The organism is Cellulomonas jepli, assembly GCF_047229345.1.
In the GTDB taxonomy this organism is placed as follows: Bacteria; Actinomycetota; Actinomycetes; order Actinomycetales; family Cellulomonadaceae; genus Cellulomonas_A.
Genome location: NZ_JBFTER010000006.1, coordinates 63,181 through 84,109, shown reverse-complemented (window position 1 = coordinate 84,109; position 20,929 = coordinate 63,181). Strand labels below are relative to the sequence as shown.

General features: G+C 74.2%; 19 protein-coding genes. 12 read left to right on the top strand and 7 right to left on the bottom strand.

Annotated elements, in window-relative coordinates; translation table 11 throughout:
- The 5 genes from AB6N24_RS02760 to msrB all read left to right on the top strand — a co-directional run.
- A partial coding sequence (locus AB6N24_RS02760; RefSeq protein ID WP_489672050.1) for an ABC-2 transporter permease occupies positions 1-824 on the top strand: 824 nt, incomplete at its 5' end.
- A 52-nt stretch (positions 825-876) separates the two neighbouring features.
- A complete protein-coding gene (locus AB6N24_RS02755; RefSeq protein WP_412867904.1) occupies positions 877-1,572 on the top strand; it encodes a DUF488 domain-containing protein in 696 nt (231 codons plus the stop codon).
- A 39-nt stretch (positions 1,573-1,611) separates the two neighbouring features.
- Positions 1,612-2,949 (top strand): NADP-specific glutamate dehydrogenase, encoded by a 1,338-nt coding sequence (gdhA, locus tag AB6N24_RS02750; protein WP_412867903.1) that lies wholly within the window; start codon positions 1,612-1,614, stop codon positions 2,947-2,949.
- Between the two features lie 168 nt (positions 2,950-3,117).
- Positions 3,118-4,023, top strand: a complete 906-nt coding sequence (locus AB6N24_RS02745; RefSeq protein ID WP_412867902.1) for a diguanylate cyclase domain-containing protein — start codon at positions 3,118-3,120, stop codon at positions 4,021-4,023.
- 95 nt (positions 4,024-4,118) lie between these two features.
- The gene (msrB, locus tag AB6N24_RS02740; protein ID WP_412867901.1) at positions 4,119-4,562 is read left to right on the top strand and encodes a peptide-methionine (R)-S-oxide reductase MsrB; all 444 of its coding nucleotides are present in this window, start codon (positions 4,119-4,121) and stop codon (positions 4,560-4,562) included.
- A 164-nt stretch (positions 4,563-4,726) separates the two neighbouring features.
- Here msrB and AB6N24_RS02735 read toward each other — a convergent pair whose 3' ends face one another.
- Entirely contained in the window at positions 4,727-5,419 is a 693-nt protein-coding gene (locus AB6N24_RS02735; RefSeq protein ID WP_412867900.1) for a nucleoside/nucleotide kinase family protein, read from the bottom strand.
- Positions 5,412-6,203 carry a histidine phosphatase family protein gene (locus tag AB6N24_RS02730; RefSeq protein WP_412867899.1) on the bottom strand — a complete coding sequence of 264 codons (792 nt, stop codon included), beginning with the start codon at positions 6,201-6,203 and terminating at the stop codon, positions 5,412-5,414. The genes AB6N24_RS02735 and AB6N24_RS02730 overlap by 8 nt, the downstream gene beginning before the upstream one ends.
- Before the next feature lie 240 nt (positions 6,204-6,443).
- On the opposite strand from AB6N24_RS02730, the gene AB6N24_RS02725 reads away from it, so the two are divergent.
- Positions 6,444-7,208 (top strand): nuclease-related domain-containing protein, encoded by a 765-nt coding sequence (locus tag AB6N24_RS02725; protein WP_412867898.1) that lies wholly within the window; start codon positions 6,444-6,446, stop codon positions 7,206-7,208.
- A 43-nt stretch (positions 7,209-7,251) separates the two neighbouring features.
- Here the strand turns inward: AB6N24_RS02725 and AB6N24_RS02720 are convergent, their stop codons facing one another.
- From AB6N24_RS02720 to AB6N24_RS02710, 3 genes are all read right to left on the bottom strand, one after another.
- Positions 7,252-7,737, bottom strand: coding sequence for a MarR family winged helix-turn-helix transcriptional regulator (locus AB6N24_RS02720; RefSeq protein ID WP_412867897.1), 486 nt, complete (start codon positions 7,735-7,737; stop codon positions 7,252-7,254).
- A 103-nt stretch (positions 7,738-7,840) separates the two neighbouring features.
- Complete coding sequence (locus AB6N24_RS02715; protein WP_412867907.1) at positions 7,841-9,478, bottom strand: MDR family MFS transporter; 1,638 nt, start codon at positions 9,476-9,478, stop codon at positions 7,841-7,843.
- Positions 9,479-9,582: 104 nt separating this feature from the next.
- Positions 9,583-10,134, bottom strand: coding sequence for a MarR family winged helix-turn-helix transcriptional regulator (locus tag AB6N24_RS02710; RefSeq protein ID WP_412867896.1), 552 nt, complete (start codon positions 10,132-10,134; stop codon positions 9,583-9,585).
- Between the two features lie 387 nt (positions 10,135-10,521).
- Between AB6N24_RS02710 and AB6N24_RS02705 the strand changes: the two genes are divergently transcribed.
- The 5 genes from AB6N24_RS02705 to AB6N24_RS02685 all read left to right on the top strand — a co-directional run bounded on the left by AB6N24_RS02705 (position 10,522) and on the right by AB6N24_RS02685 (position 16,658).
- Complete coding sequence (locus AB6N24_RS02705) at positions 10,522-11,562, top strand: ABC transporter permease (protein WP_412867895.1); 1,041 nt, start codon at positions 10,522-10,524, stop codon at positions 11,560-11,562.
- The gene (locus AB6N24_RS02700) at positions 11,559-12,491 is read left to right on the top strand and encodes a carbohydrate ABC transporter permease (RefSeq protein ID WP_412867894.1); all 933 of its coding nucleotides are present in this window, start codon (positions 11,559-11,561) and stop codon (positions 12,489-12,491) included. The genes AB6N24_RS02705 and AB6N24_RS02700 overlap by 4 nt, the downstream gene beginning before the upstream one ends.
- Positions 12,492-12,555: 64 nt before the next feature.
- A complete protein-coding gene (locus tag AB6N24_RS02695; RefSeq protein ID WP_412867893.1) occupies positions 12,556-14,229 on the top strand; it encodes an ABC transporter substrate-binding protein in 1,674 nt (557 codons plus the stop codon).
- Between the two features lie 123 nt (positions 14,230-14,352).
- Positions 14,353-15,963 (top strand): GH39 family glycosyl hydrolase, encoded by a 1,611-nt coding sequence (locus AB6N24_RS02690; protein WP_412867892.1) that lies wholly within the window; start codon positions 14,353-14,355, stop codon positions 15,961-15,963.
- Positions 15,960-16,658: a DUF624 domain-containing protein gene (locus AB6N24_RS02685; protein WP_412867891.1), complete on the top strand. Its 699-nt coding sequence runs from the start codon at positions 15,960-15,962 to the stop codon at positions 16,656-16,658. The genes AB6N24_RS02690 and AB6N24_RS02685 overlap by 4 nt, the downstream gene beginning before the upstream one ends.
- Before the next feature lie 12 nt (positions 16,659-16,670).
- On the opposite strand, the gene AB6N24_RS02680 is transcribed toward AB6N24_RS02685, so the two are convergent.
- Both AB6N24_RS02680 and AB6N24_RS02675 read right to left on the bottom strand, forming a co-directional pair.
- Positions 16,671-17,750, bottom strand: a complete 1,080-nt coding sequence (locus AB6N24_RS02680) for a diguanylate cyclase domain-containing protein (protein ID WP_412867890.1) — start codon at positions 17,748-17,750, stop codon at positions 16,671-16,673.
- A gap of 124 nt (positions 17,751-17,874) precedes the next feature.
- Positions 17,875-20,016: an alpha-glucuronidase gene (locus tag AB6N24_RS02675; protein ID WP_412867889.1), complete on the bottom strand. Its 2,142-nt coding sequence runs from the start codon at positions 20,014-20,016 to the stop codon at positions 17,875-17,877.
- A 232-nt stretch (positions 20,017-20,248) separates the two neighbouring features.
- Here AB6N24_RS02675 and ybiA point away from each other — a divergent pair, with 232 nt between their 5' ends.
- Positions 20,249-20,887 (top strand): riboflavin biosynthesis intermediates N-glycosidase, encoded by a 639-nt coding sequence (gene ybiA, locus AB6N24_RS02670; RefSeq protein ID WP_412867888.1) that lies wholly within the window; start codon positions 20,249-20,251, stop codon positions 20,885-20,887.
- The last annotated feature ends 42 nt before the right edge of the window (positions 20,888-20,929 follow it).

Sequence of the window (20,929 nt, the reverse complement as noted above, 5' to 3'; positions counted from 1 at the left end):
GTGCGCGCGAGCTCGCCTCCGGTGCCGACGACGCGGCCGCGGGCGCCGGTGACCTCGCGTCGGGCGCGGGCCAGGTCGCGTCGGGTGCGACGGAGCTGTCGTCCGGCGCGGGCGAGCTCGCCTCCGGCCTCGGCCAGGCGGGCGAGCAGGTGCCGTCGTACACGGACGAGGAGGCGTCGACCCTCGCGGGCGTCGTCGCGACGCCCGTCGCGGCGCGGTCCGACGGCGGTGCGCTGTTCGGGGACACGAGCGTGCCGTGGCTCGCGGCGCTCGCGCTGTGGCTCGGGGGGCTCGCGACGTTCGTCGTGCTCGCCGCCGTGCCGCACCGCGCGCTCGGCTCGACGCGCTCGTCGGTCCGCCTCGCGCTCGGCGCGTTCGCCCCGGGCGCGCTCGTGGGCGCCGTCCAGGGCCTCGCCGTCGGCGGCATCATGGCGTTCGCGCTCGACCTCTCGCCGAGCGGCTGGGCGGCGTTCTTCGCGGTCGCGGTGCTCGCGGGCGTCGCGTTCGCGGCGGTCAACCAGGGCCTCGTCGCGGTGCTCGCCGGGGTCGGCCGGTTCGTCTCGGTCGTGATCGCGGTCGTCGGGCTCGCGGGCGCCGTCGTCTCGACCGTCCCGCCGCTCGTCGAGCACCTGTTCACGGCGCTGCCGCTCTCCGCAGCGCTGGGCGGGCTGCAGGGCGTCGTGACCGGTCAGGGCGGCGCGGGCGGCGCGATCGCGGCGCTGCTCGTGTGGACGCTCGTCGGCCTCGGGGCGTCGACCGCGGCGGTCGCCCGGCGACGCGTCGTGCCGGCCGGTCAGCTGGCGCGGTGGGTGCGCGCGGCCTGACGCGCCGTGCCAGGCTGGCGCGAACCCGCTGCCGGTCACCCTGGGAGGGACAGTGCCCGACGACGACCCGGCCGTTCGCCGTCCGCTCCTGACCTTCGGGCACGGGACCGCCGGGCAGGACGAGATCCTGACCGTGCTGCACGGCGCGGAGGTCGGTCTGCTCGTCGACGTCCGGCGCTTCCCCGGCAGCCGCCGCAATCCGCACGTCGCCCGGGACGAGCTGGCGCGCTGGTTGCCCGACGCCGGGGTGGAGTACCGCTGGGAGCCTCGGCTCGGGGGTCGGAGGACCGTCTCGGCGGTGTCGCGCGTGGCCTCGTCCGAGGCGCTCTCCGGCGACGGGCACTCCACCGAGGCGGGACCCCGGGCAGCAGCCGGCGCGGGTGGCTCCCGCCCCACCCCGCCCGCCGCCGACCTCGACCCCTGGTGGCGCGTCGAGGCGTTCCGCGCCTACGCCGCGCACACCCGCACCGACGAGTTCCGCGCGGGCATGGCGGCGCTGCTCGACGACGTCGCCCGCGGCCCCCGCGCGACCGTGGTGCTGTGCAGCGAGACGGTGTGGTGGCGCTGCCACCGGCGGTTGGTCAGCGACGTCGCGGTGCTGCTGCACGGCGTGCCCGTCGAGCACCTGGGCCACGACGGGCGGCGCACCCCGCACCCGCCGTCGGAGGGGGCCCGGGTGACGGACGCGGGGCTGCGGTACGACGGGCGCGGGCGAGACGACGACCGGCCCGCCGGCGGTCCCGCGTAACCTGTCGAGCGACAGGAACGGGCGAGCCGAGGAGTGGGCGTGGACAGCGCGCTGGAACCGATCTACGCGCAGGTGCTGCGCCGCAACCCGGGGGAGGCCGAGTTCCACCAGGCCGTCCGCGAGGTCTTCGACACCCTCGGACCCGTGGTCCGCGCGCACCCGCAGTACGCCGAGGGCGCGGTGCTCGAGCGGCTGTGCGAGCCCGAGCGGCAGATCATCTTCCGGGTGCCGTGGGTCGACGACGCGGGGCGCGTGCAGATCAACCGCGGGTTCCGGGTCGAGTACTCCTCGGCGCTCGGGCCGTACAAGGGCGGGCTGCGGTTCCACCCGTCGGTGTACCTCGGGATCGTCAAGTTCCTCGGCTTCGAGCAGATCTTCAAGAACGCGCTCAGCGGGATGCCGATCGGCGGCGGCAAGGGCGGGGCCGACTTCGACCCGCGCGGCCGCTCCGACGGCGAGGTGATGCGGTTCTGCCAGTCGTTCATGACGGAGCTGTACCGGCACATCGGCGAGCACACCGACGTGCCCGCGGGCGACATCGGCGTCGGCGCCCGCGAGATCGGCTACCTCTTCGGCCAGTACAAGCGGATCACCAACCGCTACGAGTCCGGCGTGCTCACCGGCAAGGGGCTCACGTGGGGCGGCTCGCTCGTGCGCACCGAGGCCACCGGGTACGGGACGGTCCTGTTCGCCGAGCAGATGCTCGCGGCCCGCGGTGCTGCCTTCGACGGGCTGCGCGTCTCGGTGTCCGGTGCGGGCAACGTCGCGACCTACGCGATCCAGAAGGCTCAGGCGCTCGGCGCGCACGTGGTGACGTTCTCCGACTCCTCCGGCTACGTCGTCGACGAGGCCGGCGTCGACCTGGACCTGCTCCGCCAGGTCAAGGAGGTCGAGCGGGGCCGCGCCGCGGACTACGTGGCCCGCCGCCCGCAGGCACGGCTCGTCGAGGGCGGCAGCGTCTGGGACGTCCCCGTGGACGTCGCGCTGCCGTGCGCGACGCAGAACGAGCTCACCGCAGGCGACGCCCGCACGCTGCTGACCAACGGGGTCCGGGCCGTCGCCGAGGGCGCGAACATGCCGACGACGCCGGACGCCGTGCAGCTCCTGCAGGACTCCGGCGTGCTGTTCGGCCCCGGCAAGGCCGCCAACGCGGGCGGGGTCGCGACGTCGGCCCTCGAGATGCAGCAGAACGCGTCGCGCGACTCGTGGACGTTCCCGCACACCGAGGAGCGGCTCGCCGAGATCATGGTGGGCATCCACGACCGCTGCGCCGAGACCGCCGAGGAGTTCGGGGCGCCCGGCAACTACGTGCTCGGCGCCAACATCGCCGGGTTCCGCCGGGTCGCGGACGCGATGCTGGCGCTCGGGGTCATCTGACGGAGCGGGTCGTGGGAGGCCGCGGCGAGGCTCGGGCACGTCGCGAGGGACGGGTCCTGCGGTGGGCTGACGCCCGCCCGACCCGTCGGTATGGTCGAGGGGTCCGGTGGTCCTGGCCGCGTCATCGGGGGGCGATCGTGGGAACCGTCCGGCGCGCGGGTGCGTCTGGTGGGTGAGGCCGCGAGCCCGCCCACGACGGAGGACCTGCTCAGCTTCTGCATCGCCGCCGCGGACACGCCGATCACCATCGCGGACGCCCTCGGGGCGGACCACCCGCTCGTCTACGTCAACCGTGCGTTCGAGGTGATGACGGGCTACGCGGCGCAGGACGTCCTCGGGCGCAACGCCCGGTTCCTCCAGGGCCCGGCGACCGACCGCGCCGCCGTGCACGCGATGGGAGCGGGCCTGCGCTCCGGGCGGTTCACGCGCGTGCGGCTGCTCAACTACCGCGCGGACGGGACGTCGTTCTGGAACGACGTCCACATCTCCGTCGCACGCGACAGCGCCGGCACCGTCACGCACTTCATGGGCGTCCAGCACGACGTGACCCCCGAGGTCGAGGCGCAGACCCGCGCCGTCCAGGCGATGACGCGCGACCCCCTGACGGGCCTGCTCAACCGGGCGGCGTTCGACGACGCGCTGCACCGGGTGCTCGAGCGTGCGGCCGCGGCCGGCACGGCGGCGGCCGTGCTGTTCCTCGACATCGACGCGTTCAAGGGCGTCAACGACGTGCACGGCCACCTCGTCGGCGACGTGTACCTCACGCACGCCGCCCGCTGCCTGCAGTCGCGACTTCGGGAGCAGGACGTCGTCGGGCGTCGTGGGGGCGACGAGTTCGTCGCCGTCCTCGCCGGCGTCCCGGGCGACGCGGCCCACGCGGTCGACCGGGTCGTCGCCGACCTCGACGCGGCGCTGCGCGAGCCGTTCACCGTCGACGAGGCCGTGCACCGGATGACGGTGAGCATCGGAGCGGCGGTCTTCCCGCGCGACGGGACGACGGCGCGCGACCTCGTCCGGCACGCCGACGCGGCGATGTACCGGCGCAAGCGGGACCGGGCCGCGGGGCGCACGTGAGGCCGGCTCACCGGTCCGCGACGCGCGGGCACAGATCGCCGCGGTGTGGTGTTGTGCAGGTCGACGGGTGAACCCCGCGACGACGAGGAGGGCGCATGACGAGCACGCCGACCGACGGCACGAGCCGCTACGAGGTCAGCAGGAGCGACGACGAGTGGCAGCTGCTGCTCCAGCCGCAGGAGTTCGCGGTGCTGCGCCGCGCCGGGACCGAGCGCCCCTGGACGGGTGAGCTGCTCGACGAGAAGCGCGAGGGCGTCTACCGCTGTCGCGGCTGCGGCCAGGAGCTGTTCCGCTCCGACACCAAGTTCGACTCGCACTGCGGGTGGCCGAGCTTCTTCTCGCCGCTCGCGGGCGACCGGGTCGAGCTGCTCACCGACCGCACGCTCGGGATGGTGCGCACCGAGGTCCGCTGCTCACGCTGCGGCTCGCACCTGGGGCACGTGTTCGACGACGCGCCGCAGACCCCGACGGGCGACCGGTTCTGCATGAACTCGGTGAGCCTGACGTTCGAGCCGGCAGGCCCGGAGGGCCAGGCCTGACGACCGCCGCCGACGGCCCCCTGCACCGCGCGGGGGGCCGTCGTCGCGCCGGGGCGTGCACGCCGCCCACACGCTGCTGGTCTCGACCGCCACCGCCACCGCCACCGCCACAGGACCGCAACCCGGACCCGGGCGGTGGCGAGGCCGCGCTCCGCTCCCGCGCCTCAACGTGCGGCCGCGGCCGCCGACGCGTCGATGATCCGCGGGTGCGCGGCGTCGGTCGTGTCGAGGACGACCGAGGCGCGCTCCCACGGCGCGGCGGCGTCGAGGTACAGGCGCTGCGCACCGGTGTACCGGCGCAGCGGACCGCGCTCCGGGTCCGGGTCGATCCCGTCGCGCAGCGCGAGGCGGCCGTGTCCCACCGCGAACGGCACGTCGAGGTACACCGAGAAGTCCCAGGACCCCACGAGCTCGTCGCGGTGCAGGAACGTGCCCTCGACGACCACGAGCGCGTCGGCGGGTGCCTGCACCGGGTCCGGCCGGACGGCGCGGTCGGCCAGGTGGTCCAGCGCGTGCGTGCGGTAGAGCCCGTCGCCGCCCGCCCCCAGCGGGGTGAGCGCCCAGCCGGTCAGCGCGCCGTAGTCGTACGCGTCGAGCCAGAACCCCTCGGGCGAGAGCCGCCCGCGCGCGTGCCGGGTCGCGGACGGGTGCAGGAAGTCGTCGGCGTGCAGCACGAGGACCGGCCGGTCGTCGACGCGCTGCGCGAGGGCCGCCGCGAACGTGCTCTTGCCGCTGCCGCCGATCCCGTCGACCGCGACGAGCGCCCTGCCGCGGTCCGGCACCGCGGCACGGAGGCGGCGGACGACCTCGTCGAGCCCGTCACCGCAGGTTCCGGCGTGCGCCGGAGCGCTACCCACGCGCCGCGGGTCGCCCACGAGCCGCACCCGCGTCCTGCCCGTCCGCGCGCTGCACGCCCGCGCCCCCGTGCGCGCCGGGGCCCGGCCCGCCCGCGCCGCCCTGCGCACCAGAGCCCGGCGCGGCCGCGTCGACCGGGACCGGCTCGCCCGCCGGTCCGTCGTGCGCCGGGTCGTCGACGAGCGCGCCGCCGAGCGCCTCGGCGTGCCACTCGTCGAGCCGCCACCGCCCCGGCGTGCCGCTGAGCAGCACGGCACCGGTGTTCGAGAGCGGGTTCTCGGCCGCGAGCTCGACCGTCACCTCCTCGCAGCGGGCCCCGGCCCACGCGCGGATCATCGCCCCGTGGCTCACGAGGACCGCGACGTCGGACGTGGCGGCGGCCTCCTCGACGACGCGGTCGAACCGGCTCAGCGTCGCCGCCCCGGACTCCCCGCCGGGCAGCCGGGCGTCCAGGTCGCCGGCGGCCCACCGCAGCATCGTGTCGACGTAGAGCCGGATCGACGGCAGGTCGTCGGCCATCTCGAGCGACCCTGCGGAGATCTCGCGCAGCCCCGGGCGGACGTGCACGTCGAGGCCGAGCGCGCGGGCGAGCGGCGCCGCGGTCTGCTGGGTCCGCACGAGGTTCGAGACGTAGATCGCGCCGATCCCCTCGCCCGCGAGCACGGCGGGCAGTGCCCGGGCCTGGCGCTCGCCGAGCGGGGTGAGATCCGCGCCCGGCTCGGCGGTGTCGAGGTTGCGGCCGACGTTCGAGGACGTCTGGCCGTGGCGGACGAGGAGGAGGCGCATGTCCCCATCTTCCCCGTGAGGGGCACGAGGCTCGCCCGGGAGCCGCGACACGTCCGCCCGGGGTGGCGACGGCGCGACACGTCCGCCCGGGGTCGTGACGGCCCCCACAGGTCCGCCCGGGGTGGCGACGGCCGCGACACGTCCGCTCGGGGGACGACACGCCGTCCGCATGCGCGACGAGGCGTCACGCGTTCGGGAAGCGGGTTCAGAGAGGGGCCGCGGATGCCGATAATGGTTCACGTGGACGAGGCCCTGATCGTGCGACGGTGGCGCCGGTACGGCGCCGACCGCCTGTACGTCACGGGCGAGTCCGGGGCGCGGCTCGGCTGCGTCGACCTGCAGTCGGGCGAGGTCATCATCGACCAGCCCGCGGCGGAGGCCGGCGTGCGCCGCGCGGCGCAGGCGTACCTGCGCGCGGACGTCACCGAGCTCGTGCTCCCGCTCACGCTCGACAAGCGGCTCGGCACGCTGGACGCGCTCGACGGCCCCCTGGCCGAGGGGACCGGCAGCGCGGCGGAGCACGCCCGGCGCGAGCGCGGCGGGTCGGTCCGCACGCGCCTCGACCGGCTCACGCAGGAGGGCTGGCAGGTGGTGCACGGCGTGCCGCTCGGACGCCAGGGCACGGTGGTCGACCACCTGCTGCTCGGCCCGGGTGGCATCTTCACCGTGACCGAGCGTGCGCACCCCGGGAGGCGGGTCCGCGTCGAGGGCCGCTCGATCGAGCTCGACGGGCGCCCCGTGCCGTACCTGCGCGACGCCCGGCTCGAGGCCGCGCGGGTCCAGGGGCTGCTGCGCTCGGCGGTCGGGTCGCAGCTGCGCGTCCGCGGCGTGCTCGTGCTGCAGGGCGTGCTCGACCTGCACCCGGACGAGCAGCCCGACGAGCCGCTCGTCGTCGCCCGGCACGACGTGCCCGGCATCTTCCGCGGCCTGCCCGAGCGCCTCGAGGCGCCCCGGGTCGACGCCGTCACGGCGATCGCCCGCCAGCGCACCACCTGGCAGCGCTGACCGCACCGACCGCCGGACCGACGGACGGGGACGGGCGCGGGCCTCAGTCCGTGCGGCGGCGGGCCGCGGCCTCCAGGTCGGCGTTGAGCCGTGCGAGCTGGTCGGCCAGGTTCCCGATCTCGTCGTCCGTCCACGCACCCAGGGCGGCCCCGAAGAACTGTCGCCGCGCGACCTTGGCGCCCTCGACGCGGCGCAGCCCCTCGGGGGTGAGGCGGATGAGCTGGCCGCGCGAGTCCTCGGGGTCCGGGCGGCGCTCCACGAGCGCGAGCTCCTCGAGCCGGGCGAGCTGGCGCGACATCGTGCCCTTGCCGACCCCGATGTGCGCGGCGATCTCGCGGGCCCGGACGTCGGGGTTCTGGGCGATGTGCGCGAGCAGGGGGTAGGCCGCAGGCTCGAGGTCGGGGTGCACCCGCGCCGCCATGCGTGCCGAGCTGGCGCGTGCGCGCCGCAGCAGGAGGCCGAGCTCGTGCTCGACGTGCTGCAGCGCGTCGCCGCTGGTCCCGCCGGGGGTCGGTGCCGAGGTGCTCACGGGACCATCCTGACGGACGCCGCCGCACCCGGCGCGGCCCGTCCGCCCGGGCGACGACGAGGGCCGGCCGCGGGCACCTGCCCGCGACCGGCCCTGGGGGACGTCACGCGCCCGAGCGCACCGTCTCGCGGGCGCCGTCCGCGTCCGAGGCGTCGGCCGTGGACCGCGCCGCGAGCTCCTGCCCGGGCTCGGTCGACGCGGTGCCCGCGGCGTCCTCGGCGCCCGCCTGCTGCGCGGCGAGCTGCTCGAGGCCCGAGCGCCGGCCGAGCGGCACCTCCGTGAGCAGCAGCACCGCGACGAGCGCGACGACCGCGAGCGGCACGCAGTACAGGAACAGGTCCGCGACGGAGTCGCCGTAGGCGGACTCGACCACGGTGCGGACCGGACCGGGGAGGGTGCCGACGTCGGGCACCGCGCTGGTGCCGCCCGCGAGCGCGCTCGTGTCGACGCCGAGCGCCGCGAGCCCGTCGGAGATGCGGGTCGTGACGTGGTTGGCGAGCACCGCACCGAGTGCGGAGACCCCGACGGTGCCGCCGAGCGTCCGGAAGAACGCGACGGTGGACGTGCCCGAGCCGACCTCGCGGACGTCGAGGGTGTTCTGCGCGGCGAGCACGAGGTTCTGCATGAGCAGGCCGACGCCCGCGCCGAGCAGGAACATCCAGGCGCTCACGGCGACGAAGCTCGTGTCGTAGTGGATGGTCCCCATGAGGGCCAGGCCCGCGCCGAGCACGACGGCACCGACGGTCATGATCGTCTTGTAGCGGCCCGTGCGGGTCACGAGGCGCCCGCCGATGGTCGAGGTGACGAGCTGCCCGACGATCATCGGGATGGTGAGCAGACCGGACTCGGTGGGCGTGCGGCCGCGGGCGACCTGCATGTACTGGCTGAGGAACACCGAGGTGCCGAACAGCGCGACACCGACGGCGACGCTCGCGACGACCGCGAGGACGAGCGTGCGGTTGCGGAACAGGTGCAGCGGGATGATCGGTTCTGCGGCGCGCTGCTCGACGAACACCGCGGCGACGAGCGCGACGACCGAGCCGCCGACCATCGCGGCGGTCTGCCACGAGAGCCAGTCGAAGTTCTGGCCCGCGAACGTGACCCACAGGAGCAGCCCGGCGATGCCGGCGGAGATGAGCGCGGCGCCCGCGTAGTCGATCCGGACGACGCGACGGGGACGTCGGGGCAGGTGCAGCGTGCGCTGGAGGACGACGATCGCGGCCACGGCGAACGGCAGGCCGACGAAGAAGTTCCAGCGCCAGCCGACGCTGTCCGTCAGCGCACCGCCGAGCAGCGGCCCGCCGATCATCGCGACGCCCATGACGCCGCCCATGAGGCCCATGTACTTGCCGCGCTCGCGCGGCGACAGGATGTCGGCGATCAGGACGGTGCCGAGCGCCATGAGGCCGCCGGCGCCGATGCCCTGGAGGGCGCGCATCGCGATCAGCGTCTCGACGTTCTGCGAGAGCCCGGCGAGGGCCGACGCGACGACGGAGACGACGAGCGCGAGCTGCACGAGGAGCTTGCGGTCGACGAGGTCGGCGAGCTTGCCCCAGATGGGCGTCGAGATGGTGGTGGTCAGGAGGGTCGCGACGACGACCCAGGTGAACGACGACTGGGTGCCGGACAGGTCGCTGATGATCCGGGGGAGCGAGGACGACACGACGCTCGTCGCGAGGATCGAGACGAACATGCCGAGGAGGATCCCGGACAGCGCCTCGAGCACCTCGCGGCGGTTCATGGGGGCGGCGGCGGGGGAGGCGGACGGGCTCCCGGCGGTCGCGACCGCGGTCGTGGTGCGCTGTTCGTCGGGGGCGGCGGGGCGGGGGGTCTGCGGTGGTGTGCTCACGCGTGGATCTGCTCTCGGGTGGGGGGTGCGGTGACGGGTGCTGAGGTGACGGCCGCCGTGGTGACGGCCGGGGTGGTGCCGGCGCGGGTGGTGACGTGGTGGGCCGGGGGCAGCGACTGGATCGCGGCGGTGATCTTCTGGAGCTGGACGGCGGCTGCCGTGAGCTCGTCGGGCGTCCAGCCGGCGAACGCCTCGCCGGCCCGCGCCTCGAGGTGCGCGCGGCTGCGGGCGGCGAGCTCGGCGCCGCGCGCGGTCAGGGCGACGGTGCGCACGCGCCGGTCGGCGCCGGGTCCGTCGGGCGCGGTCCGGTGGACCAGCCCTGCGTCGACGAGCGCGCTGACCTGACGGCTCGCGACCGAGATGTCGATGCGCAGGCGCTCGGCGAGGTCGCCGACGGGCAGCGGACCGAGCCGGTGGAGCACGCGCACGAGGGTGAGCCCGGCGCGGGGGCAGTCGAGCTCGCGGGCGAGCAGGGCGCCGGTCTCGCGCTGGGCGCGGGCGAGGTCCTCGATCGCGGTGAGCAGGGTGCGGGACGAGCTGGCGGTCACGGTGGCGTCCTCCTTAGTTGCCGGAAGCAACTTTACCACGAAGGTTGTCTGTGGCAACGATCTGGGTGGGTGCCGCCGGTCACACCGAGGGGGCGGCGGGGCTCGGCTAGGCCCGCCCGGCGCCTCCGCGCGGCGATGGGGCCGTGCCGCAGCCGCGACTCGTCTATATCGATTCGTTTCGAAAGTTGCGGTTGTATACATGCAGGTCACGGCAGTGTGCGCGCTATCACTCGCGCGGGTGAAAGGGTGCGTGGCGTGCGGCAGGACTGCCCTCGGAAGGCCCAGCCTTGACCCGACTTCACCCGTCGCCTAGGGTCCACGTATCGACACCGACGTCGATAGTTTCGATGCCGGGATAGCGTTGTCCTGGCGAGAGGGGGCCGTGAGGTGACCGTCCACGACCCTGTCGTCACCGGCTCGGCGGGCGGCTCGTCAGGCCCGCTCGCCGGTGCGGGCAGTGCCGGCTCGGCGGCCGCCCTCGCGACCGTCGCCGGGCCTCCGGCCGCACGCGGCACCCGACCGTCCCGACGCGGCTGGCGCCGGGCCCTGCGCCGCGACTGGCAGCTCTACTCGCTCGTCGTGCTCCCGCTGCTGTTCTTCCTCGTGTTCCGGTACGTGCCGATGCTCGGCAACGTCATCGCGTTCCGCCGGTTCCGCCCCGGGAGCAGCATCTTCGGCGACGAGTGGGTCGGCCTGCGGTACGTCGAGCTCTTCATCAACGACCCGACGTTCTGGAAGGTCTTCCAGAACACGCTGGTCCTCGGCGCGCTGAGCCTCGCGATCGCGTTCCCGCTGCCCATCGTCCTCGCGCTCCTGCTCAACGAGCTGCGGTCCCCGAGGTTCAAGCGGCTCGTGCAGACCGTCTCCTACCTGCCGCACTTCATGTCGGTCGTGATCGTCGTCGGCATGGTGTTCCAGCTGCTCTCGCTGCGGGGCACCGTCAACCAGCTCATCGAGCTCGTCGGCGGCTCCCCGGTGAACTTCGTGCAGGAGGCGGAGTGGTTCCGGACGGTGTACATCGGCTCGGAGGTCTGGCAGACCGTCGGCTGGGGGACGATCCTCTACCTCGCCGCGCTCACGACCGTCGACCAGAACCTCTACGAGGCCGCGCGCATCGACGGCGCGAACCGCTGGAAGCAGACGTGGCACGTCACGCTGCCCGGCATCCGCCCGACGATGGTCACGCTGCTGATCCTCAACATCGGCACGTTCATGGCAGTCGGCTTCGAGAAGATCCTGCTGCTCTACAACCCCCTCGTGTACTCGACGGCCGACGTCATCTCGACGTACCTGTTCCGCGTCGGCATCTCGTCGAGCAACTTCAGCTACGCGACCGCGATCGGCCTGTTCGAGTCGCTCATCGGGCTCACGCTCATCCTGTCCGCCAACGCGATCTCGCGCCGCACCGTGGGGACGAGCCTGTGGTGACCACCGACCCGACCGCCCTCGCGCGGCGCCTCGAGAAGGCCCCGCACCCGACCGGCCTCAAGGACAGCCGCTCCTACCGTGCGTTCCGGGTCGCCAACGCGACGCTGCTCGTGCTGGTGATGGTCGTGATGCTGTACCCGTTCGTGAACATCGTCGCGCAGTCCTTCAGCGGCGAGGCGTACATCAACGCCGGCCAGGTCAACGTCGTCCCCCGGGGCTTCAACCTCGAGACCTACCAGCTCGTGATGTCCGACCGCCTGTTCTGGGTCAACTACCGGAACACCGTCGTGTACACCGTCGTCGCGACCGCGATCTCGATCGTGCTGACCACGACGTTCGCCTACGCGATCTCCAAGCGCGCGCTGCGCGGGCGGAACGTGCTCATCGGCATCGCGGTGTTCACCATGTTCTTCAACGGCGGCCTGATCCCGAACTACGTGCTCATCAACGCCCTCGGCTTCACGAACACGATCTGGGCGATCGTCGTCCCGAACGCGATCTCCGTGTTCAACCTGCTCGTCATGAAGTCGTTCTTCGAGAACCTCCCGACGGAGCTCGAGGAGGCCGCCGCGATCGACGGGCTCAGCACGTACGGGACGCTCCTGCGCATCGTGCTCCCGCTGAGCAAGGCGGTCATCGCCACGATGGTGCTGTTCTACGCGGTCTTCTTCTGGAACTCGTGGTTCTCCGCGTTCCTCTACCTCGACCGCGCCGAGATGTTCCCCGTGACCATGTACCTCCGGAACCTCATCGCGGGTGCGACGACCGCGACGTCCGTGGGCGGCGGCTCGTCCGAGAACGTCACGCAGATCGCGTCGAACATCCAGTCCGTGACGATGGTGCTCACCGTGCTGCCCATCGTCCTGCTGTACCCGTTCGTCCAGAAGTACTTCGTGTCGGGCGTGATGCTCGGCGCGGTCAAGCAGTGACGCGTCCCTGAACGGGAACCCCACCCCGCACGGCCAACGGCGGCCGACGACGGAAGGAACGACGATGACCACGAGGCGCACGCGCCTGATCACCGGGCTGACCGTGGGCGTGCTCGCCCTCGGCCTCGGTGCCTGCTCGAGCGGCGGGGACGACGAGGGCGACGAGGGCACGACCGCCGACTCGGCGGCGCTCGACGGCAAGCGGGTCGGCGCGATGGACGACTTCGGGGTCGGCGACACGTTCGTCGCGACCGAGCCCATCGAGCTCTCGTTGCTCTACCGCGACCACCCGAACTACCCCATCCAGGAGGACTGGCTCTTCTTCACGGAGCTCGAGGAGAAGAACAAGGTCTCGTTCGAGACGGTCCTGGCGCCGCTGAGCGACTGGGAGCAGCGCCGCAGCCTGCTCATCGGTGCGGGCGACGCGCCGTCGATCATCCCCGTGACCTATCCCGGCCAGGAGGCGCCGTTCGTGGCCTCGGGCGCGATCCTCCCGGTGAGCGACTACGTCGACCTCATGCCGAACTTCCAGGCGAAGATCGAGGAGTGGGAGCTCGAGCCGTACCTCGACCAGCTCCGCCAGGAGGACGGCAAGTACTACCTGCTGCCCGGCCTGCTCGAGGCACCGCGCCCGGACTACACGATCGGCATCCGCACCGACGTGTTCGAGGCCGCCGGTGCCGAGACCGAGCCCGAGACGTGGGAGGACCTCGCGGAGTCGTTCGCGAAGGTCAAGGCCGCGAACCCGGCGGGGTACCCGTTCTCGGACCGCTGGAGCAACCCGACGTCGCTCGGCTCGCTGCTCAACGTCGCGGCGCCGGGCTTCGGGACGATCGGCGGCTGGGGCTACAGCTCGGGCGTGCAGTGGGACGCCGACGCCGAGGAGTTCGTCTACGCCGGTGCGACCGACGAGTACCGCGACATGGTCGAGTACTTCCACGGCCTCGTCGAGGACGGGCTGATGGACCCCGAGAGCCTCACGCAGGAGGACGCCGCGGCCGAGCAGAAGCTCATCTCGGGCCAGTCGTTCGCGATGAGCACGAACCGCCAGGAGATGCTGCGCCACCGCGCGACGTTCGCCGAGCAGGGCAACACCGGCGCGCAGTTCGAGAAGATCCGCGTCCCGTCCGGCCCTGCCGGTGACCTCACCGCGGGGACCCGCCTCGAGAGCGGCATCATGCTCTCCTCGAGCGTGGCCGACGAGGAGACGTTCGTCGCGACCCTGCAGCTCATCGACTGGCTGTACTACTCCGACGAGGGCCTCGAGTTCGCGAAGTGGGGCGTCGAGGGGGAGACGTACGAGAAGGCCGACGACGGCACCCGCACCCTCGCGAGCGACATCACGTACCTCGGCCTCAACCCGGGCGCGCCGACGCAGCTGAACGTCGACTACGGCTTCAACAACGGCGTGTTCCTGCTCGCGCAGGGCTCCACGACCGACCTCGTCTACTCGATGCTCGACGAGGAGGAGCTCGCCTGGCAGGAGGAGATGGCCACCAAGGAGGCCGTCCCGGTCGCCCCGCCGTACCCGCTCGACGAGATCGAGCGCGAGCAGGTCAGCCTCTACCAGACGGCCCTGACCGACTTCGTCGAGGCGAACACGCTGCAGTTCATCCTCGGTGACCGCCCGCTGAGCGAGTGGGACGCGTACGTCACCGAGCTCGAGGGCATGAACCTCGGGCCGTTCATGGACGCGGTCAACGGCGCGCACCAGCGTTTCGCGGAGGAGAACGGCTGACCTCGCACCACCCCGGCGGGTGCGGCGCACGCTGAGCCGCCGGGACCCCGAACGCCGCCGTCCGGTCGCGCGCCCCCCTCGCCCGCGACCGGACGGTGGCATGTCCACCCCGAAGGAGACCCCGTGAGCACCGCGCGCGTCACCGTCCCCCACGAGCCCCTCGGACCGCTCGGCGACGCCTGGCGCGCGTGCGTGGGGACCGGCCGGCTCAACCTCGCCCTGCGCCAGGACCACCAGGAGTCGCTCGCGCTCGTGCAGCGCGAGATCGGGTTCCGGCACGTGCGCGGGCACGGGCTGCTCAGCGACGACCTCGGGTTGCACCGGCCGTACGAGGTCGACGGCGTCCGGCACGTGCGGCACGCGTTCACGTACCTCGACCAGGTCGTCGACGCGTGGCTGCGGCTCGGCATCCGCCCGTTCCTCGAGCTCGGGTTCATGCCGTCGGGCCTCGCGTCGGGCGACCAGACGGTGTTCTGGTGGAAGGGCAACGTGACCCCGCCGCGGTCCTACGAGGAGTGGGCCGCGCTCGTGCGCGCGACGCTGCGGCACCTCGTGGACCGGTACGGGATCGAGGAGGTGCGCACCTGGCCGGTCGAGGTGTGGAACGAGCCGAACCTCACGGTCTTCTGGCAGGGCGCCGACCAGGCCGAGTACCTCCGGCTGTACGAGGTCACGGCCCGGGCCGTGAAGGACGTCGACGCGTCGCTGCAGGTCGGCGGGCCGGCGATCTCCCCGGGGTCGGACGAGTGGTGGGCGCCGTTCGCCGACTTCGTGACCGCGCGCGACGTGCCCGTCGACTTCGTGAGCCGGCACGCCTACAGCTCCGGGCCGGCGCAGCACGTGCCCTTCGGGACCTACCAGACGCTCACCCACCCGCAGGCGCTGCTCGACCAGTTCGCCGCACCCCGCCGGCACCTCGCGGGCACCGCGCTCGCGGACCTCCCCGTCCACATCACCGAGTTCAACACCTCCTACCGGCCCGACAACCCGGTCCACGACACCGCCTACAACGCGGCCTACCTCGCGCCGGTGCTCGCGGCCGGCGGCGAGCACGCCGACTCCTTCTCCTACTGGACGTTCAGCGACGTGTTCGAGGAGGAGAACATCCCGACGGCGCTCTTCCACGGCGGGTTCGGGCTGCTGACGCACCGGCAGGTCCGCAAGCCGACGTTCCACCTCTACGCGTTCCTGGCCCGCATGGGCACGCACGTCCTCGCGCGCGGCGAGGACCACCTCGTGTGCCGGGACGACGACGGGCGCGTCACGGTGCTGGCGTGGCAGCCGGTGGGCGGTACGGAGGCGGACGACGGCGGGGACGGGCCCGGGCACGTCGTGCGGCTGTCGGTGCCGCTCGGGGGAGTGCCCGACGGCGCCACGGCGTTCGCGATGCAGCGCTCCGTCGACGCCGAGCGCGGCAACGCCTGGGCGGCGTGGCGCGAGCTCGGGCGGCCCGCGAACCCGACCGAGCGCCAGCTCGGGCTGCTGCACGACTGCGCGGAGCCCGCCCTCGACCACCGGTCCGTGACCGTCCGCGACGGGCGGGCCGACCTCGACGTCGCGCTCGGCCGGCACGGCGTCGCGCTCGTCGAGGTGCTGCCGGTGCGCGACGAGACGCCGCCCTGGGTCGACGACCGGCGCCTGCTCGGCGCGGTGCCCAGCGACGCCACCGGGCCGGGCTCACGCGGCGGTGCGAGCGCCGCGCCCGGCGCCGCGGCCGCGCAGGAGCGAGGATGACTCAGGTGACGGCCCGTGAGCAGCCCGGCGAGATCGGCACGGGCGTGCTCGCGCGGGCCTCCGCGACGGCGTACTGGTACCTCGTCGTGGAGGCCCTGCTCGTGCTGACCGCGGCCCCGGGGCTGCTCGTCCTGCCCCTCCTGGCCCGCGACGCGAGCAACGTCCCGCTCGTCGCGTTCGCGCTCGTGCCGCTCGGTCCGTCGCTCTCCGCGGCCCTGTTCGCGCTGCGCGCCTACCGCCGGGACCCGGACCTGCGCCCCGCGGGGCACTTCTGGCGCGGGTACCGGCTGAACTGGCTCGACGTGCTGCGGTTCTGGGTCCCGTTCCTGGTGGTGATGGCCGTGCTCGCGACCAACCTCACGCACCTCGGCTCCGTCCCCGGCGGGCCGGTGCTCGCGCCGCTCCTGGGCGTCCTGAGCCTCGGGCTCGTGCTGTGGTGCGCGCACATGCTCGTGCTCGTCTCGCTGTTCTCGTTCCGCACGCGGGACGCCGCGCGCCTCGCCGGGTACTTCCTCGCGCGGCGACCTGGGGTGACTCTCGGTGCCGCGTCGCTCGGGGTGCTCGCGACCGGGATCGTGCTGTTCGCGTCCGACTGGGTGCTCGCGCTGCTCGCGTCGGTGCTCGTGGGGCTGCTCCTGCGCAACGCGGGCCCGGTGGTCGCGGACGTCGAGGAGCGGTTCGTCACCGAGGCGTGACCTGGCGGGGCCTCACGCCGACAGGGTGTCGACCCGGTCGTGCACCACGACCGCGCCCGGGCCGTGCGCCTTCGCCTCGTACATCGCCGAGTCGGCGGCGTGGAGCAGCTCGTCGGGTGACGCCCCCGCGCGGGGCCGGATGACGACGACGCCGATGCTCGCGGTCACCGGCAGCGCCGTGCCCGCAACGCTCATCGGCTCACCGAACGCCCGCGCGAGCCGCTCGGTGAGCGCCCGGACGGCACGCGCGCGCGGCTCGGGCTCGGGCGGGACGTCCTCGCACAGCAGCACGAACTCGTCGCCGGCCAGGCGCGCCAGGGTGTCGGCCGTGCGAGCGGTGGCGACGAGCCGCCGGGCGACCTCGACGAGGACGACGTCTCCGCCGGCGTGGCCGAGGCTGTCGTTCACGCCCTTGAACCCGTCGAGGTCGAGGAACGCGACCGCGAGGGCCTTGCCGGTGCGCTGCGCCACGGCGACGGCGTGGGACATGCGGTCGAACAGCAGGCTCCGGTTGGGCAGGTCGGTGAGCTGGTCGTGCAGCGCGCGGTGCTCGATCTCCCGCCGCGCCGCGCGGGCCTCGTCGCGGTCGTGGGCCATCACGAGGTAGGACACGGCGACGTCGGCGAGCAGCCGGGCCGCCTCGATCTCGCGCTCGTCCCAGGGCCCCGCCACGCGCCGGTACATGTCGAGCGTGCCCCAGACCATCCCGCGGCTGAGGAGCGGCACGGCGACGACCGCCTGGACCTCGACCGCCAGCGCGGTCGTGACGAAGGGACCCCAGGCGTCGTGCATGCGGCCGAGGTCCTCGACGACGACCACGTCCTGCGTCATGACCGCGTCGTGGCACGGGCCGAGCTGCAGCGCCTCCTGCACCGCCTCGGCGGGCGCGACGCGCCCCTCGACGGCGACGAACCGGACGGTCTCCCGGCGCCCGTCGCGGGCCTCGACCTCCATCACGCCGACGCTGTCGACGGGGATCGCGCGAGCGGCGGCGACGCACAGCTCCCGCAGCATGTCGCCGGGGTCCGCGTCGAGCGTGGCGGCCGCGGACAGCCGCGCCACCGCCTGCACGAGCCGTCGGTCCTGTGGCATGGTCCCCCGCCTGCCTGCGCCCCCGAGGGCCTCGCGCGGCTGCGTCCCACCCGCGCGCACGACCACGGTACGGCCCGGCGGAGCTGTCTGACGAGACGAGCGCGCCGGGGTGAGCAGTCCGTCGTCAGTAGATCCGGCGACCCCGCGCGTCGGGCACGCCGGACTTCCGGAAGAAGTAGGTGGTGAGCTGGTCGCGCCACTCCCGGGCGCTGCGCAGCTGCTCGTCGAGGAGCTCGGTCACGCGCGCGTGGACGTCGCCCGGCACGCGTCCTGCGAGGGACGCCCACGTCGCGACCAGCTCCTCGACGCGGGCGACGCCGGCGAAGTGCGTGTCGTACACGTGCTGGATCACCGTGCTGCCGCTGTGCAGCACATGGCCGTACGGGACGTGGTGGAAGAACAGCAGCAGCTCGTCGGGGCACGTCGCGAGGTCCTCGTACACGTCGCGCCACGGCGCCGGGTACTGCCCGGTGTACCCGGTGCCCGTCGCGCGGGTGCGGTCGACGCCGATCCCGTCGCGGTCGGCGAAGTGGTAGGTGCCCCACGGCGAGTACTCGTACCCGTCGACGGCGGGGCCGTAGTGGTGCCCGGGCTGCACCATGAACCCCACGCCGAGCGGCGCGGTGTAGCCCTCGTACGTGAGCCACGAGTCGTCGAGGACGGCGTGCAGCCCGGCGCGCACCTCGGGGTCCGGGCCGAACGTGAGCCCGGCCCACTCGTCGAGGACAGTCTCCGGCGTGAGCGTCGGGTCCCACGCGAGGCGTCCGAACGCGTAGAGGTTCGCCTGCGCGAGCGGGTGCCCGGTCCAGAACGGGTCGTCGCCCACGTTCGAGACGGCGACGAGCGCACCCGGCCGCCCGCCGGGACCGTTCCCGATCGCGACGTCGGCCACCGTCGCGCCCTCGCCCCACGGCCGGAAGTCGAGGATCTCGCGCCACCACGGCGCGAGGTAGCACGCGTGCCGCTGCTGGCCGGTGTACTCCTGCGTGACCTGCAGCTCGACGGCGAGCCGGGTCCGCGGCATCGCGGCGACCACGGGCGAGACGGCCTCACGCGTCTGGAAGTCGAGGGGCCCGTGCTTGACCTGCAGCACGACGTTCTCGTCGAACCGGCCGTCGAGCGGCGCGAAGTGGTCGTACGCCGCGCGGGCCCGGTCGGTCGAGCGGTCGCGCCAGTCCTGGTGGTGGTCGTACACGAACGCGCGCCAGAACACCGTCCCGCCGAACGGTGCGAGGGCCCGCGCCAGGAGGTTCGCGCCGTCCGCGTGGTCGCGCCCGTACGCGAACGGTCCGGGCTGCCCCTCGGAGTCGGCCTTGACGACGTACCCGCCGAAGTCGGGGACGGCCCGGTACACCGCGGCGGTCGCCTCGGCCCACCAGCGCCGGACGTCCTCGTCGAGGGGGTCCGCCGTGGGCAGCCCGCCGACCGTCATCGGCGCCGCGAAGGACACCGAGAGGTGCACCCGGATGCCGTGCGGCCGGAAGACCGCCGCGAGACGCGCGACGTCGGGCAGCCCGTCGGTGAGCAGCCGGGCCTCGCGCGCGTGCACGTTGACGTTGTTGAGCCCGACGCGGTTGATCCCGATCGAGCCGAGCAGCCGCGCGTACTCCTCCGCGCGGCTCAGGTCCGTCCGCAGCGCGCCCCGGTCGTAGAAGATCGACCCGCCGGCGTACCCGCGCTCGACCTGGCCCATCACGTCGTGCACGTCGACGTTGTCCCAGTGGTCGAGCATGCGGACCGCCTGGGCCGGGGCGTGGACCTCGTCGGCCGGGGCGCGGTCCGTGCGCCCCGGGTGGGCCGCGGCCTCGCGGACGACGTGGTGCAGCCCGTGGAGCAGCCCCGGGCCCGACGACGCGACGACGACCGTCACGCCGGCGTCGCGCACGAGGCGGAACGACTCGGGGGGCAGGTCGCCGGGGTCGTCGAGCACGCGCCGGACGAGCGCCGGCCAGGGCCGGTCGTCGGGGGTGGCGTCCGCGGCGCCGGTCGGCGGTGGCGGCGGTGCAGCGGCGGTCGTCGCGAGCACGAGCCGCACATCTGCGCCCGGGTCGCCGCCGTGCCGCAGCGAGAGCCTCCCGCCGTGCGCCGCCGTCGCGCGGCGCAGCTCGGCCTCCACGGTCGGCAGGACGGGGTCGGTGGCCGACTCGTCCTCCCCGGTCAGCAGCAGCACGTGCCCGGCGCCGAGCGGGGCGAGCGCGGCGTCGGGCAGCCAGGCGGGGTGCACGGGCGGGGCCGGCGCGGCGGGGCCGGTCGTCGAGGCGCTCACCGGGTGCGCGCCGTGCACGCGCGACGGTGGTGGAAACCGATATCGAGCCGCCTGCGGCCCGGGCTCGCCAGGAGCGCGTCGGCCGTGCCGGTCGTGGTGGGTGCGAGGGTCATGCGGTGCGTCTCCGATCCGGCCCGGCGCCGTCGCCGGGCACGTCGCCCGCACCGACCCTAGGCAGCGTGCGCGGGCGAGGGCAACGCGAGCGCGCCCGTCGGTGCGGCAGGATGCAGCGGTGCACCAGGTACCCGGACGGTCGGACGACCCGCGCCGCGACTCCCGCGCCCGGGCGGCCGGCGCGCCCCCGGGACCGGCCCCCGCGCCGCCGAGCCCCGAGGAGCGCCTGGCCGCGCTGCGCGCCGCGGACGCCGCGGGGGAGCGGGTCAAGGTCGTGCTGTTCTGGTCGCACCGGCCCGAGAAGGACGGCAGCACCGGCCGCGGCTGCTTCAGCCAGTGGTGGCCCGCGCCGTTCACCGTCGACGGCGTGACCTACCCGACCGCGGAGCACTGGATGATGGCCGGAAAGGCGCGCCTGTTCGGGGACGACGCCGGCCTGCGGGCCGTGCTCGACGCCCCGAGCCCGGGAGCGGCCAAGGCGGCGGGTGCGGCGGTGCGCGGGTTCGACGACGACACGTGGGCGCGCGAGCGGTACGGCATCGTGCTCGCGGGGACGCTCGCCAAGTTCCGCGAGTACCCCGACCTCGCCGGCGTCCTGCGTCGCACCGGTGACCAGGTCCTCGTCGAGGCGAGCCCCGTCGACCGGGTCTGGGGAATCGGGCGCGCCGCGGGCGACCCCGACGCGGAGCGGCCGTCACGCTGGCTCGGGCTGAACCTGCTGGGCTTCGCGCTCATGGACGCGCGCGAGCAGCTCTGAGGCGCGTCGGGCGCACAGGGGGAGGCGGGAGCGCCGTCGCCT